Origin of the sequence: Pseudomonas sp. MWU13-2100 (assembly GCF_023242365.1) — a bacterium.
Lineage (GTDB): Bacteria > Pseudomonadota > Gammaproteobacteria > Pseudomonadales > Pseudomonadaceae > Aquipseudomonas.
Window position 1 is genome coordinate 21,923 of the sequence record NZ_JALLIX010000018.1, and the last position, 14,367, is coordinate 36,289.

General features: G+C 61.3%; 15 protein-coding genes. 11 read left to right on the plus strand and 4 right to left on the minus strand.

Annotation, left to right across the window (positions count from 1 at the left end):
* Positions 1-81 precede the first annotated feature (81 nt).
* Both M5B99_RS14540 and M5B99_RS14545 read right to left on the minus strand, forming a co-directional pair.
* A complete protein-coding gene (locus M5B99_RS14540; protein WP_248804663.1) occupies positions 82-423 on the minus strand; it encodes a zinc ribbon domain-containing protein YjdM in 342 nt (113 codons plus the stop codon).
* A 182-nt stretch (positions 424-605) separates the two neighbouring features.
* Positions 606-1,574: a polyprenyl synthetase family protein gene (locus M5B99_RS14545; protein WP_248804664.1), complete on the minus strand. Its 969-nt coding sequence runs from the start codon at positions 1,572-1,574 to the stop codon at positions 606-608.
* Positions 1,575-1,815: 241 nt separating this feature from the next.
* Here M5B99_RS14545 and rplU point away from each other — a divergent pair, with 241 nt between their 5' ends.
* From rplU to M5B99_RS14570, 5 genes are all read left to right on the plus strand, one after another.
* Positions 1,816-2,130 carry a 50S ribosomal protein L21 gene (gene rplU, locus M5B99_RS14550; protein ID WP_003176051.1) on the plus strand — a complete coding sequence of 105 codons (315 nt, stop codon included), beginning with the start codon at positions 1,816-1,818 and terminating at the stop codon, positions 2,128-2,130.
* A gap of 35 nt (positions 2,131-2,165) precedes the next feature.
* A complete protein-coding gene (rpmA, locus tag M5B99_RS14555) occupies positions 2,166-2,423 on the plus strand; it encodes a 50S ribosomal protein L27 (RefSeq protein WP_042934223.1) in 258 nt (85 codons plus the stop codon).
* 200 nt (positions 2,424-2,623) lie between these two features.
* Entirely contained in the window at positions 2,624-3,847 is a 1,224-nt protein-coding gene (gene cgtA, locus M5B99_RS14560; protein WP_248799468.1) for an Obg family GTPase CgtA, read from the plus strand.
* 205 nt (positions 3,848-4,052) lie between these two features.
* Positions 4,053-5,171 (plus strand): glutamate 5-kinase, encoded by a 1,119-nt coding sequence (gene proB, locus M5B99_RS14565; protein ID WP_248804773.1) that lies wholly within the window; start codon positions 4,053-4,055, stop codon positions 5,169-5,171.
* A gap of 19 nt (positions 5,172-5,190) precedes the next feature.
* Positions 5,191-5,658, plus strand: coding sequence for a CreA family protein (locus tag M5B99_RS14570; protein WP_248804665.1), 468 nt, complete (start codon positions 5,191-5,193; stop codon positions 5,656-5,658).
* Between the two features lie 198 nt (positions 5,659-5,856).
* Here the strand turns inward: M5B99_RS14570 and rpsT are convergent, their stop codons facing one another.
* Positions 5,857-6,135, minus strand: a complete 279-nt coding sequence (rpsT, locus tag M5B99_RS14575) for a 30S ribosomal protein S20 (protein ID WP_016967023.1) — start codon at positions 6,133-6,135, stop codon at positions 5,857-5,859.
* 253 nt (positions 6,136-6,388) lie between these two features.
* Between rpsT and murJ the strand changes: the two genes are divergently transcribed.
* From murJ to ispH, 6 genes are all read left to right on the plus strand, one after another.
* The gene (gene murJ, locus M5B99_RS14580; RefSeq protein ID WP_248804666.1) at positions 6,389-7,927 is read left to right on the plus strand and encodes a murein biosynthesis integral membrane protein MurJ; all 1,539 of its coding nucleotides are present in this window, start codon (positions 6,389-6,391) and stop codon (positions 7,925-7,927) included.
* 120 nt (positions 7,928-8,047) lie between these two features.
* A complete protein-coding gene (gene ribF / locus M5B99_RS14585) occupies positions 8,048-8,998 on the plus strand; it encodes a bifunctional riboflavin kinase/FAD synthetase (RefSeq protein ID WP_248804667.1) in 951 nt (316 codons plus the stop codon).
* The gene (ileS, locus tag M5B99_RS14590) at positions 8,995-11,826 is read left to right on the plus strand and encodes an isoleucine--tRNA ligase (protein ID WP_248804668.1); all 2,832 of its coding nucleotides are present in this window, start codon (positions 8,995-8,997) and stop codon (positions 11,824-11,826) included. Before ribF ends, ileS begins: the two co-directional genes overlap by 4 nt.
* The gene (gene lspA, locus M5B99_RS14595; protein ID WP_248804669.1) at positions 11,819-12,334 is read left to right on the plus strand and encodes a signal peptidase II; all 516 of its coding nucleotides are present in this window, start codon (positions 11,819-11,821) and stop codon (positions 12,332-12,334) included. The genes ileS and lspA overlap by 8 nt, the downstream gene beginning before the upstream one ends.
* 7 nt (positions 12,335-12,341) lie before the next feature.
* Positions 12,342-12,779 (plus strand): FKBP-type peptidyl-prolyl cis-trans isomerase, encoded by a 438-nt coding sequence (gene fkpB, locus M5B99_RS14600; RefSeq protein ID WP_248804774.1) that lies wholly within the window; start codon positions 12,342-12,344, stop codon positions 12,777-12,779.
* 34 nt (positions 12,780-12,813) lie between these two features.
* On the plus strand, positions 12,814-13,761 hold the full coding sequence (gene ispH / locus M5B99_RS14605) for a 4-hydroxy-3-methylbut-2-enyl diphosphate reductase (RefSeq protein ID WP_152742083.1): 948 nt from the start codon (positions 12,814-12,816) through the stop codon (positions 13,759-13,761).
* Here ispH and M5B99_RS14610 read toward each other — a convergent pair.
* Complete coding sequence (locus tag M5B99_RS14610; protein ID WP_248804670.1) at positions 13,738-14,283, minus strand: GspH/FimT family pseudopilin; 546 nt, start codon at positions 14,281-14,283, stop codon at positions 13,738-13,740. The genes ispH and M5B99_RS14610 overlap by 24 nt on opposite strands.
* Positions 14,284-14,367: the final 84 nt, after the last annotated feature.

Sequence of the window (14,367 nt, forward strand, 5' to 3'; positions counted from 1 at the left end):
TAGCGTCCGCTGGGTCGCTGTATGGCTCAAGGGCCTCATTGCCGGCAAGCCGGCTCCCACAAGAATTGCAGCGTTGGGGGCTTAGACCTTTCTGACGAACTCGGACTTGAGCTTCATCGGGCCGATGCCGTCGATCTTGCAGTCGATATCATGGTCACCATCGCACAGGCGGATGTTCTTGACCTTGGTGCCGACCTTGACCACCAGGGAGGTGCCCTTGACCTTCAGGTCCTTGATCACGGTGATGGTATCGCCGTCTTGCAGGACGTTGCCCACGGAGTCCTTTTTCACGGCGTCGTCGCTGGCGGTCTCGGCTTCGCCGCCGGCGGACCATTCATGGGCGCATTCCGGGCAGACCAGCTGGGTGCCGTCTTCGTAGGTGAATTCGGAATTGCATTTCGGGCAGGGTGGCAGCGTGCTCACTAAGGTTCCTCGGTTTCGGGAAGGCGAAAAGCGCACATTATATAGGGTTTTTATCGGCGGATGTGTAGCGGCGGTGACTGGAAACTGTGGGAGCGGAGCTTGCCCGCGAAGCTTTTAGTGGCCTTACTGGCGCCTTCGCGGCGACAAGCTCCGCTCCCACGAGCGGTGCTTGCAGGGGAGAATCAGTGCGTGCGGGCGACCGCAAACTCGCTCAGTTCCACCAGGGCGTCGCGGTATTCGCTCGCCGGCAGCGCTTCCAGGCAGGCAATCGCCCGTGCCACGTAGTCGCGGGCCAGTTGCGCGGTGTAGTCCAGGGAGCCGGAGGCCTGTACCGCTTCGCGAATGCTTTCCAGGTCTTCGATGCCGCCTTTCTGGATCGCCTGGCGCACCAGGGCCACCTGTTCCGGCGTGCCTTCGCGCATGGTGTAGATCAGTGGTAGGGTCGGCTTGCCTTCGGCCAGGTCGTCGCCGACATTCTTGCCCAGGGTCTCGGCATCGCCCTTGTAGTCCAGCAGGTCGTCCACCAGCTGGAACGCAACACCCAGGTGGTCGCCGAAGGTGCGCAGCGCCTCGGTCTGTTCCGGTGTCGCCTGGCACAGGGCTGCGGCGCTGTGGGTCGAGGCCTCGAAGAGCATCGCGGTCTTGCCGCGGATGACTTCCATATAGGTTTCTTCAGTGGTGCTGGCGTCGCGGACCTTGGACAACTGCAACACTTCGCCCTCGGCGATGATGCGGGTGGCCTGTGAAAGAATCTTCATCACCGGCATCGAGCCCAGCTCGACCATCATCTCGAAGGAGCGCGAGTACAGGAAGTCGCCCACCAGCACGCTCGGGGCATTACCCCACATGGCGTTGGCGGTGGAACGGCCACGGCGCATGCCGGACATGTCGACCACGTCATCGTGCAGCAGGGTGGCGGTGTGCAGGAACTCGATGGTGGCGGCCAGCAGGCGCAGGTCATCGCCTTCGCGGCCCAGGGCCTTGCCGCACAGCAGCACCAATAAAGGACGCAGGCGCTTGCCGCCGGCCGAGGTGATGTAATCGCCGATTTTCGAGACCAGTGGCACCCGCGAAGTCAACTGCTTCTTGATGATGCCGTCGACGGCGCTAAAATCGTCCGCCACCGCGCGGTAGAAAGCTTGGGGTTGCATCAGCGGGAGTCGCTCCAGAAGGGTTGCGCGGCATGCTAGGGCGGGGGGTCTACGCTGTCAAGGCACGCGGTCCGCAGGCTTGCAATGACCTGGTGGCTTGCGTACAATCGCGCACCCTGAACTTCCTGGGCAGCACCTGCCTTACGCAATTGCATCTGGGCCGTTCCAGCCCCATGCAGCCATGCCAGCCAATACCTTTACCTATAAAGCGCTGGGTGAGCAGGATTATCGGAGAAATACCATGTCTTACGCAGTAATCGTTACCGGCGGCAAGCAGTACAAAGTCGCTCCAGGTGAATACCTGAAGATCGAGAAACTGGAAATCGCCACTGGCGAATCCGTTACCTTTGATCGCGTTCTGTTGGTCGCCAATGGCGATGACGTGAACATCGGCGCTCCAGTGGTTGCTGGCGCTACCGTTGTGGCTGAAGTGATCTCCCAAGGTCGTCACGATAAAGTCCGCATCATCAAGTTCCGTCGTCGTAAGCACCACATGAAGCGTATGGGCCACCGTCAGTGGTACACCGAGATCAAAATCACCGGTATTCAGGCTTAATTTCAGCCTAATCCCCTTTTTGGAGAATTGAACTCATGGCACACAAAAAAGCTGGTGGTAGTACCCGTAACGGTCGCGACTCAGAAGCCAAACGCCTTGGCGTGAAGATGTATGGCGGCCAGGCTATCAAAGCGGGCAACATCATCGTGCGTCAGCGCGGTACCCAGTTCCACGCCGGTTACGGCGTTGGCATGGGTAAAGATCACACTCTCTTCGCTAAAGTCGAAGGCGTGATCAAGTTTGAAGTAAAAGGCGCGTTCAACCGCCGTTACGTGAGCATTGTCGCGGCTTAATCGCGAGGATGCTGGAGAAGCCCCGTCTTGCGACGGGGCTTTTTCGTTTGTGGGGTGAGTCTCTTGCAAAGCTGTTTGTATGGGCTGCCGGCGCTGGATTTTTCGGTCGTTGATTGAGGTCGCCGCGCTCATCTTTGCAAGAGTCTTATACTTGTATCTGTGATTTTTTCGGCTCGTCCTGGTGGCGAGAGGCGTGTGTTATGAAGTTCGTTGATGAAGTATCGATTCGCGTAAAAGCTGGCGACGGCGGCAACGGTTGCATGAGTTTCCGTCGGGAAAAATTCATCGAAAACGGTGGCCCCAACGGTGGTGATGGTGGTGACGGCGGCTCGATCTATATGGTCGCCGACGAAAACCTCAATACCCTGGTGGATTACCGCTATACCCGGCACTTCGATGCCGAGCGCGGTTCCAATGGCGGCAGCACCGACTGCACTGGCAAAAAGGGCGAGGATCTGGAGCTGCGCGTACCGGTCGGTACCACGGTGATCGATTCCGCTACCCAGGAAGTCATCGGTGACCTGGTCAAGGCTGGCCAGCGCCTGCTGGTGGTTCATGGCGGCTGGCACGGTTTGGGCAATACCCGTTTCAAATCCAGCACCAACCGTGCGCCGCGCCAGACTACGCCGGGCAAGCCGGGCGAGCAGCGCGACCTCAAGCTGGAAATGAAGGTGTTGGCGGATGTCGGTCTGTTGGGCTTGCCGAACGCTGGTAAAAGTACCTTTATCCGTTCGGTTTCGGCGGCCAAGCCGAAGGTGGCGGATTATCCGTTCACCACCCTGGTGCCGAACCTGGGGGTGGTCAGTGTCGACCGCTGGAAGAGTTTCGTCATCGCCGATATCCCGGGGTTGATCGAAGGGGCCTCGGCGGGTGCCGGTCTGGGGATTCGTTTCCTCAAGCACTTGGCGCGCACGCGTTTGCTGCTGCACCTCGTCGATATGGCGCCGCTGGATGACAGCAGTGCGCCGGATGCCGCTGAAGTGATCGTCAACGAGCTGACCAAGTTCAGCCCGTCCCTGGCTGAGCGTGATCGCTGGCTGGTGCTGAACAAGTGCGACCAGATCCTCGAGGAAGAGCATGAGGAGCGGGTCAAGCAAGTGGTCGAGCGCCTGCAGTGGACCGGTCCGGTCTATGTGATCTCGGCGATTGCCAAGGAAGGGACCGAGCGCCTGACTCGTGACATCATGCGTTATCTGGAAGATCGTCTTGATCGCCTGGCCAACGATCCGGCTTATGCCGACGAGCTGCGCGATCTCGATCAGCGCATCGAAGATGAGGCGCGTGCCCAGTTGCAGGCCCTGGATGACCAGCGTGCCCTGCGCCGCAGTGGCGTCAAGAGCGTCCATGACATCGGCGACGATGACTGGGACGAAGAAGATGTCGATGACGAAGATGGCCCGGAAATCATCTACGTGCGCGACTGATCTTAGGCTTTGTTGTGCGGATTGGCCGCTGCTCGAGGGTGAGTGGGCGGTCTATCCGACTGGAGGCGGTGTTATCATCGTCATCGGCCTGTTCCACCTGGCGCCGCTCATTCGAGCGGCGTTCTGGTTTCTGGGAGCCGGCTACTCTGAACAATCGCATGGGCAGCGCTCGGTCGCGCTGTCCGCAAGCCAAGGTTGAAAGATGATGCGGAGCAAGGTGACAGGTGCGCAGCGTTGGGTCGTGAAGATCGGCAGCGCACTGCTGACGGCGGACGGCAAGGGGCTGGATCGCGCCGCAATGGGCGTCTGGGTCGAGCAGATGGTGGCGTTGCATGAGGCGGGTGTCGAGCTGGTGCTGGTGTCTTCCGGTGCGGTGGCGGCGGGTATGAGTCGCCTGGGCTGGACGGTGCGACCGACGGCCATGCATGAGTTGCAGGCCGCCGCCGCCATTGGTCAGATGGGTCTGGTGCAGGCCTGGGAGTCGAGCTTTGCCGAGCATGGCCGGCATACCGCGCAGATCCTCCTGACCCATGACGACTTGTCCGATCGCAAGCGCTACCTCAATGCGCGCAGCACCTTGCGGGCGCTGGTGGAGCTCAAGGTCATTCCGGTGATCAATGAGAACGACACCGTGGTCACCGATGAAATCCGTTTTGGCGACAACGACACCCTGGCGGCGCTGGTGGCCAACCTGGTGGAAGCGGATCTGCTGGTGATTCTCACTGATCGCGATGGCATGTTCGACGCCGATCCGCGCAACAACCCCGATGCCCAGCTGATTTACGAGGCGCGTGCCGATGATCCGGCGCTGGATGCGGTGGCGGGCGGTACCGGTGGCGCGCTGGGGCGCGGCGGCATGCAGACCAAGTTGCGCGCGGCGCGGCTGGCGGCGCGCTCCGGGGCGCACACGATCATTGTCGGCGGGCGCCTGGAGCGGGTGCTGGATCGTCTGAAGTCGGGCGAGCGCATTGGTACCTTGCTCTCGCCCGAGCGCGGCATGCTGGCGGCGCGCAAGCAGTGGCTGGCCGGGCATCTGCAGACCCGCGGTACGCTGGTGCTCGATGATGGCGCGGTGAATGCGCTGGCGCGGGACCACAAAAGCCTGCTGCCGGTAGGGGTGAAGCTGGTCCAGGGCAGTTTCCGTCGTGGTGAGATGGTGGTGTGCGTGGCGGCGGACGGGCGCGAGATCGCTCGCGGGTTGGCGAACTACAGTGCGCTTGAGGCGCAAAAGATTATCGGTCAGCCGTCGGACGCGATTGTCGGTGTGCTGGGGTATATGGCGGAGCCTGAGCTGGTGCACCGCGATAACCTGATTCTGGTGTGATGGATTGAGGGATATGGGTATGGGTATCGCAAAGGGATTGTTGGGGTTGGGGGTGCTGTTGGTGATGCCGTTGCTGGCGTCGGCGGAAGAGATTGGTCAAGTGTCGACGGTCTTCAAGTTTGTCGGGCCGAACGATCGTATCGTGGTCGAGGCGTTTGACGACCCCAAGGTCGAGGGAGTGACCTGCTACCTGTCCCGGGCCAAGACCGGCGGCTTGAAAGGTGGCCTGGGGTTGGCCGAGGACCGTGCCGAGGCCTCCTTGGCCTGTCGTCAGGTCGGGCCGATTCGCTTCAGCGGTGAGTTGAAGGATGGCGAGGAAGTGTTCAAGGAGCGCACCTCGCTGGTGTTCAAGACCATGCAGGTGGTGCGTTTCCTCGACAAGAAGCGCAATACCCTGGTGTATCTGGTCTACAGCGACCGTTTGATCGAAGGCAGTCCGCAGAATGCGGTGACGGCGATTCCAATCCTGCCTTGGTCGCATCAGTAAGGCTTTGAGGTTGTCGGCTCGGCGGGGTTTCGGTTGTCGAGCGCAAGCTCGGAATGTGGGAGTGGAGCTTGCCTGCGAGGAGGGCTAAAGATCGCCAAAAGCTTCGCGGGCAAGCACCGCTCCCACATTCGATAGGTATGCTTTCTTTCGGGCAATAAAAAACCGACCCTAAGGTCGGTTTTTTAACAAGCGTGTCGCTTAGGCTGCAGCAGCAAGGTTCAGAGCCTTGATGTGGCCGTTCAAACGACCCTTGTGACGAGCGGCCTTGTTCTTGTGGATGATGCCTTTATCGGCCATACGGTCGATAACAGGAACAGCCAGAACATAAGCGGCTTGAGCTTTGGCAGCGTCTTTTGCGTCGATGGCTTTAACCACATTCTTGATGTAGGTACGAACCATGGAACGCAGGCTGGCGTTGTGGCTGCGACGCTTCTCAGCCTGTTTTGCACGTTTTTTGGCGGAAGGTGTGTTGGCCACCGTCGAGCTCCTCGAAAGACTTTTTGGGAAATAGCAAACAAAATAGGCCGCGAATCATGCCGATGAGTTGAAGTCTTGTCAAGGGCGGGTGATGCGTTCCGCTGAGTGGTCGATCTTGAAGTGACGGGTGATTTATTTCCGGCGCCTGACCTGTAAACTCGCGAGCTTTGGCTCTGTGCTGTTGCGGCGCGGAGTATCGCACAACTGGGCGCTTTGTTCGCCTGCTCTTTCTCCAAAGGCGCACACTCTTTTAATGAATCTGCTCAAATCGTTGGCTGCCGTCAGCTCTATCACGATGATTTCCCGGGTTCTGGGGTTCGTTCGCGATACGATTATCGCGCGTATCTTCGGGGCCGGAATGGCCACCGATGCCTTCTTTATCGCCTTCAAACTGCCCAACCTGCTGCGGCGGATCTTTGCCGAGGGGGCGTTTTCCCAGGCCTTCGTGCCGATCCTGGCGGAATACAAGAGCCAGCAGGGCGAGGAGGCGACCCGTACGTTTATTGCTTATGTCAGCGGCCTGCTGACCCTGGTGCTGGCATTGGTGACGGTGCTCGGCTTGGTTGCCGCGCCCTGGGTGATCTGGGCCACGGCTCCGGGTTTCACCAATACGCCGGAGAAATTCAAGCTGACCTCCGACCTGCTGCGGGTGACGTTCCCTTATATATTGCTGATCTCGCTGTCCTCTTTGGCGGGGGCGATCCTCAATACCTGGAACCGTTTTTCGGTGCCGGCCTTCGTGCCGACGCTGCTGAACGTGAGCATGATCATTTTTGCCCTGTTCCTGACACCATACTTCGATCCGCCGGTGATGGCCCTGGGCTGGGCGGTGCTGGCCGGTGGCCTGGCGCAACTGCTCTACCAACTGCCGAGCCTGAAAAAAATCGGCATGCTGGTGCTGCCACGGCTGAATCTTCGTGATGCCGGTGTCTGGCGAGTGATGAAGCAGATGCTGCCGGCGATTCTCGGCGTCTCGGTGAGCCAGATCTCCCTGATCATCAACACCATCTTTGCCTCCTTTCTGGTGGCGGGCTCGGTGTCCTGGATGTACTACGCCGACCGTTTGATGGAGTTGCCGTCCGGTGTGCTCGGTGTGGCCCTGGGCACCATTCTGTTGCCGATCCTGTCGAAGACCTACGCCAGCAAGGACCGCCACGAGTATTCGCGGATTCTCGATTGGGGCCTGCGCCTGTGCTTCGTGCTGGTGCTGCCATGCTCCCTGGCGCTGGCGATTCTCTCCGAACCGCTGACGGTAGCGTTGTTCCAGTACGGCCAGTTCAGTGCTTTCGATGCTTCCATGACCCAGCGGGCGCTGGTGGCCTACTCCCTGGGTTTGCTGGGCATCATCATGATCAAGGTGCTGGCGCCGGGTTTCTATGCGCAGCAGAACATTCGCACGCCGGTGAAAATCGCCATTTTCACCCTGACGGTCACCCAGTTGCTCAACCTGGTCTTTATCGGGCCGCTGGCCCATGCCGGGCTGGCGCTGGCGATCAGCGCCGGGGCCTGCATCAACGCCGGGCTGCTGTTCTGGCAATTGCGCAAGCAGCAGTTGTTCGTGCCGCAGCCGGGCTGGGGCCTTTATCTGGCGAAGCTGGTGTTGGCGGTGGCGGTGATGTCGGCGGTATTGCTGGGGCTGATGCACTTCATGCCGGCCTGGGACCAGGGGCATATGCTGGAGCGTTTCCTGCGTCTGGGGGCTCTGGTGGCGGCCGGTGTACTGGCCTATTTCGGCATGTTGCTGGCGCTGGGCATGCGCCTTTGGCATTTCAATCGCAAATCATTGACCTAGCCCGTGGTGCCCCCATGGGGGGCGAGTTTTGTCGGTTCGATCGATTTGGGTAGCGCTGTTGCCTGTCGTCGGCCGCCGGGTGTGGTTATAATCGACCACTTTATGAGCAAGAAGCGCGTTATGCAGCTGGTTCGAGGCCTTCACAACCTGCGCCCCCGGCATCGGGGCTGCGTCGCCACCATTGGCAACTTTGACGGTGTTCACCGTGGTCACCAGGCTATCCTGGCTCGACTGCGCGAGCGCGCGCTGGAGTTGGGCCTACCCAGCTGCGTGGTGATTTTCGAACCGCAGCCCCGTGAATTCTTTGCTCCGGATACCGCGCCGGCGCGTCTGGCGCGCCTGCGCGACAAGCTGAAGCTGCTGGCTGCCGAGGGTGTCGACCGGGTCCTGTGCCTGGCCTTCAACCAGCGTCTGAGCAAACTCAGCGCCGCCGAGTTCGTCGATACCATCCTGGTGGAGGGGCTCGGCGTGCAGCATCTGGAAGTCGGCGACGATTTTCGCTTCGGCTGCGATCGCGTCGGCGATTTTGCGTTTCTGCAACAAGCCGGCAGTGCCCGCGGTTTCACCGTCGAGGCGGCGCAGACCGTCGAGCTCGATGGCCTGCGGGTCAGCAGCACCCAGGTGCGTAATGCCCTGGCGGCGGCGGATTTCCCCCTGGCCGAGCGCTTGCTCGGCCGCCCGTTCCGCATTGCCGGACGGGTGCTGCATGGCCAGAAGCTGGCGCGCCAATTGGGCACGCCGACGGCCAACGTGCAGCTCAAGCGCCGTCGCGTGCCGTTGACCGGGGTTTACCTGGTCAGCGTCGAGATCGACGGCCAGCCGTGGCCGGGCGTCGCCAATATCGGCGTGCGACCCACGGTTTCAGGTGATGGCAGCGCTCACCTGGAAGTGCACCTGCTGGATTTTGCCGGTGATCTGTACGACCGGCGTTTGACTGTGGTTTTCCACCACAAGCTGCGCGATGAGCAGCGATTCGCCTCCCTGGAGGCGCTCAAGACGGCGATCAATGCGGACGTCGCCGCCGCCCGTGCCCACTGGCAGGGTTCACCGCTTAAAAAGAGCCTGAAATGACCGACTACAAAGCCACGCTTAACCTTCCGGACACCGCCTTCCCAATGAAGGCCGGCCTGCCACAGCGCGAACCGCAGATCCTGCAGCGCTGGGACAGCATTGGCCTGTACGGGAAGTTGCGCGAGATTGGCAAGGATCGTCCGAAGTTCCTGCTTCACGACGGTCCTCCGTATGCCAACGGCACGATTCACATCGGTCATGCGCTGAACAAGATTCTCAAGGACATGATCATCCGTTCCAAGACCCTGGCCGGCTTCGATGCCCCTTATGTGCCGGGTTGGGACTGTCATGGCCTGCCGATCGAACACAAGGTCGAAGTGACCTATGGCAAGAACCTGGGCGCGGACAAGACCCGCGAACTGTGCCGTGCCTACGCCACCGAGCAGATCGAAGGACAGAAGTCCGAATTCATCCGCCTGGGCGTGCTTGGCGACTTCGCCAACCCCTACAGGACCATGGACTTCAAGAACGAGGCCGGTGAAATCCGCGCCCTCGCCGAAATCGTCAAGGGCGGTTTCGTGTTCAAGGGCCTCAAGCCGGTGAACTGGTGCTTCGATTGCGCTTCGGCCCTGGCCGAAGCCGAAGTCGAATACCAGGACAAGAAGTCCTCGACCATCGACGTGGCCTTCCCGATTGCCGACCAGGACAAGCTGGCCGCCGCGTTCGGCCTGGCGTCGCTGAGCAAACCGGCGGCGATCGTGATCTGGACCACCACCCCGTGGACCATCCCGGCCAACCAGGCGCTGAACGTTCACCCGGAATTCAACTACGCCCTGGTGGATGTCGGTGACCGCCTGCTGGTGCTGGCCGAAGAACTGCTGGAGTCGTGCCTGGCGCGCTACAAGCTGGAAGGCTCGGTACTGGCCATTGCCAAGGGTGAAGCCCTGGAGTTGATCAACTTCCGTCACCCGTTCTACGACCGCCTGTCCCCGGTGTACCTGGCCGACTACGTCGAACTGGGCGCCGGTACCGGCATCGTGCACTGCTCTCCGGCCTACGGCGAGGACGACTTCAAGATCTGCAAGCAGTACGGCATGGTCAACGATGAGATCCTCAACCCGGTGCAGAGCAACGGCGTGTATGCCGAGTCCCTGGAGTTCTTCGGCGGCCAGTTCATCTTCAAGGCCAACGCGGGCATCGTCGACAAGCTGAGCGAAGTCGGTGCCTTGCTGCACACCGAAACCATCAGCCACAGCTACATGCACTGCTGGCGCCACAAGACCCCGCTGATCTACCGCGCCACCGCGCAATGGTTCATCGGCATGGACAAGGCCCCGGTGGCCGGCGACACCCTGCGTGAGCGTGCGCTCAAAGCCATCGAAGAGACCCAGTTCGTCCCGGCCTGGGGCCAGGCGCGCCTGCACTCGATGATCGCCAACCGTCCGGACTGGTGCATCTCCCGCCAGCGCAACTGGGGCGTGCCGATCCCGTTCTTCCTGAACAAGGAAAGCGGCGAGCTGCACCCGCGTACCACTGAATTGATGGAACTGGTGGCCCAACGCGTCGAAGTCGAAGGCATCGAGGCCTGGTTCAAGATGGACGCCGCCGAGTTGCTGGGTGACGAGGCGCCGCTGTATGACAAGATCAGCGACACCCTCGACGTCTGGTTCGACTCCGGCACTACCCACTGGCACGTGCTGCGCGGTTCGCATTCGATGGGCCATGACAGCGGTCCGCGTGCCGACCTCTACCTGGAAGGCTCGGACCAACATCGCGGCTGGTTCCACTCGTCCTTGCTGACCGGTTGTGCCATCGACAACCACGCGCCGTACCGCGAGCTGCTGACCCATGGTTTCACCGTCGACGAGGCCGGTCGCAAGATGTCCAAGTCCCTGGGCAACGTGATCGCGCCGCAGAAAGTCAACGACACCCTGGGCGCCGATATCATGCGCCTGTGGGTGGCCTCGACCGACTACTCGGGCGAGATGGCGGTCTCCGACCAGATCCTGCAACGCAGCGCCGACGCCTACCGGCGGATCCGCAACACCGCGCGTTTCCTGCTCTCCAATCTGAGCGGCTTCAACCCGGCCACCGACCTGCTGCCGGCCGACGAGATGCTCGCCCTGGACCGTTGGGCCGTGGACCGCGCGCTGTTGCTGCAACGCGAGCTGGAACTGCACTACGGCGAATACCGTTTCTGGAACGTCTACTCCAAGGTGCACAACTTCTGTGTGCAGGAGCTGGGCGGTTTCTACCTCGACATCATCAAGGATCGCCAGTACACCACCGGTGCCAACAGCAAGGCCCGGCGTTCCTGCCAGACCGCGCTGTTCCATATCAGCGAAGCGCTGGTGCGCTGGATCGCGCCGATCCTGGCCTTCACCGCCGACGAGCTGTGGCAGTACCTGCCGGGCGAGCGCAATGAGTCGGTCATGCTCAACACCTGGTATGAAGGTCTCAGCGAACTGCCGGAAGGCTTCGAGCTGGACCGTGCCTACTGGGAGCGGATCATGGCGGTCAAGGTCGCGGTCAACAAAGAGATGGAAAACCTGCGGGCGGCCAAGGCCATCGGCGGCAACCTGCAGGCCGAAGTGACCCTGTTCGCCGAAGAGGCCCTGGTGGCCGACCTGGGCAAGCTGAGCAACGAACTGCGTTTTGTCCTGATCACCTCCACCGCGACCGTCGCGCCATTCGCGCTGGCCCCGGCGGATGCGGTGGTCACCGAAGTCGCCGGGCTCAAGCTCAAGGTGGTCAAGTCGGCCCATGCCAAGTGCGCCCGTTGCTGGCATCACCGCGAGGATGTCGGGGTCAACCCGGAGCATCCGGAAATCTGCGGTCGTTGCGTGGACAATATCAGCGGCGAAGGCGAGGTGCGCCACTATGCCTAATGCCAGTGCCGGCCGTTTCGGCCGCCTGGGCTGGTTGTGCTTGAGCGTGCTGGTCCTGGTCATCGACCAGGTCAGCAAGCTCCACTTCGAAAGCTCGCTGACCCTGTACCAGCAGATCGTGATCATCCCCGATTACTTCAGCTGGACCCTGGCCTACAACACCGGCGCGGCGTTCAGCTTCCTGGCTGAAAGCTCCGGCTGGCAGCGCTGGCTGTTCGCGCTGATCGCGCTGGTGGTCAGCGCCGTGCTGGTGGTCTGGCTCAAGCGCCTGGGACGCAACGAAACCTGGCTGGCGATTGCGCTGGCCCTGGTGCTCGGCGGTGCCTTGGGCAACCTGTATGACCGCATCGCCCTGGGCCATGTGATCGACTTCGTCCTGGTGCACTGGCAGAACCGCTGGTACTTCCCGGCGTTCAACTTTGCCGACAGCGCCATCAGCGTGGGTGCGGTGATGCTGGCGCTGGATATGTTCAAGAGCAAAAAGTCCGGAGAACCCGTTCATGACTGAACACGCAGTGGCTGAGCAACGCATTGCTCAGAACACCCAGGTCACCTTGCACTTCGCCTTGCGCCTGGAAAACGGCGACACCGTCGACAGCACCTTCGACAAGGCTCCGGCGACCTTCAAGGTCGGCGACGGCAACCTGCTGCCGGGCTTCGAGGTGGCGTTGTTCGGCTTCAAGGCCGGCGACAAACGTAACCTCACCGTGGCCCCGGAAAATGCCTTCGGCCAGCCCAACCCGCAGAATGTGCAGGTCATCCCGCGTTCGCAGTTCCAGGACATGGAGCTGTCGGAAGGATTGCTGGTGATCTTCAACGATGCGGCCAATACCGAGCTGCCCGGTGTGGTGAAGGCATTCGACGACACCCAGGTGACCGTCGACTTCAACCACCCGCTGGCGGGCAAGACCCTGACCTTCGATGTCGAGATCATCGAGGTCAAGGCGCTTTAATCTTTCCCCTTGCGCGCAAGACACGAGGCACAGCATGCATATCAAACTCGCCAACCCCCGTGGCTTCTGCGCCGGCGTGGACCGGGCCATCGAAATCGTCAACCGGGCCCTGGAGGTTTTCGGCCCGCCGATCTATGTGCGCCATGAAGTGGTCCACAATAAATTTGTCGTCGAAGACCTGCGCGCCCGTGGCGCCATCTTCGTCGAAGAGCTGGAGCAGGTCCCGGATGACGTGATCGTGATCTTCAGTGCCCACGGTGTTTCCCAGGCTGTGCGCACGGAGGCCTCTGGCCGTGGCCTGAAGGTGTTCGACGCGACCTGCCCGCTGGTGACCAAGGTGCATATCGAAGTGGCGCGCTACAGCCGCGACGGTCGTGAATGCATCCTGATCGGCCATGCAGGTCACCCGGAAGTCGAAGGCACCATGGGTCAGTACGACGATGCCAACGGCGGTTCGATCTATCTGGTGGAGGACGAGAAAGACGTCGCCGCCTTGCAGGTGCGCAACCCGGAAAAACTGGCGTTCGTGACCCAGACCACCTTGTCCATGGACGATACCAGCCGTGTGATCGATGCCCTGCGGTTGCGCTTCCCGGCCATTGGCGGGCCGCGCAAGGACGATATCTGCTATGCCACGCAGAACCGCCAGGACGCGGTCAAGCAACTGGCGGACGAATGCGATGTGGTGTTGGTGGTGGGCAGCCCGAACAGCTCCAACTCCAATCGCCTGCGCGAGCTGGCCGAGCGCATGTCGACCCCGGCCTACCTGATCGACGGTGCCGAAGACCTGCAGCGCAGCTGGTTCGACGGTGTCGAACGGATCGGCATCACCGCCGGGGCTTCGGCACCGGAAGTGCTGGTGCGTGGCGTGATCCAGCAGCTCCAGGCCTGGGGCGCGACCGGTGCCGACGAGTTGGCCGGGCGGGAGGAGAATGTGACCTTCTCCATGCCCAAGGAACTACGCGTTCGCTCCTTGCTGTAAACCTTGGGAGGCGCAGAGCGCCTCCGGGATTTCTCTTTTTTCCAGGCGGATCCGGCCGCTTGCCGCCAGGATCACTTGATGGTGGCTGACCGCTTGGTCCCTGGCGCAGATATGCAGGGTTCCGCCCATTGACGTGCTGTTGTTCGGGTTGAGCCATCCGACAGGGGTGAAGCGGACAAACTGCTCGAGCCAGCGGTTGCCTCTGATCGGTGTCCGTCCATCGCCACGTCGTTCAACCAGCACCGGATTGTCCGGGTCCAGGTGACCTTGACCGCTGCGGTCGATGATGATCCGCCAGCCTCGACTCCAATCCTCTTCCAATGCATGCATGACAACGGTTTGCTGGCGTAGAATCGCCTCGGTTCTCGCCACTTGCAGGCCATTTGCCAGTTCATCGGCGCTCACCTGGCGGCGCTGTGAGGCGATCAGTTCACTGAATGCCGGGCGGGTGAGTTGGGCAAGAATGCCGATGACGGCAAGGCCAATCAGTAGCTGAACAAGACTGAATCCTTTCTGGTTCATTCGGGCTCCCTCCTGGAGACTGGGTGTTACGCCACGATCCGGGCGTTGATCCTGAGAAAACAACCGTACGTCCTGATGAAGAAT